Raw genomic sequence first — 680 nt, 5'->3', positions numbered from 1 at the left:
ACATTTGTGACAGAACTACTAATATCAGAAAGTGCTTCCGCTACACTCTTATAGCTTTCTTCACTTTCTTTACCTTCTGCATCAACTTTCTTGATTACAAAATTTGGAGCTTTCCATTGTCCATCTTTATCATAACCAGCTCCTCCACCAAAATACGTCGCAAATGTCTGATTCATTGAATAAAGTTGATTACCAGCGACAGCATCCGTTGATTTAGCGCTAATCTCACCATTTGCTAGAAACGTAATTCTACTGTTTTCTTGTGTCCTGACAGCTCTGCCTTGTTCTTCTTGCTTCTTCTCATGACGCGCGACAAAGGCATTGGCTTCATCATTCCATAATAAAGAATCTTGCGCTACTCCTTCAGAAACTTCTTTAATCCGTGCATTCACATTCTTGATATTCTCATCAAGACCAGTAAATGCACTACCAACATTATCAAAAGAGCCATTTGTTATATTACCAGCTGTATCAACCTTGGATAACTTGTAGGTTGGTCCTGTAAACATACCCTCAACAAATTTTGCATCGCCACCAAGGAATTTAGCTACATTCTGAGAAATTGTGTTGATCTGACTACCATTAATCGCATCATGTGAACTCTCACCAATGGCACCATCTTTTACATTATGAAGTGCAACTGGTCCTGCATCCTTACCTTTACCTAAAGTCACACTCGT

Annotated in this window: 1 pseudogene; it reads right to left on the bottom strand. The window is 39.1% G+C overall.

The features are described 5' to 3' along the window. Positions 1–680, bottom strand: a pseudogene (locus tag ACFINR_RS09545) (hypothetical protein); the annotation flags it as partial.

Source organism: Bartonella sp. AP19HLJMH (assembly GCF_042196245.1).
GTDB lineage: Bacteria > Pseudomonadota > Alphaproteobacteria > Rhizobiales > Rhizobiaceae > Bartonella.
This window is presented reverse-complemented; position numbering and strand designations above follow the sequence as displayed.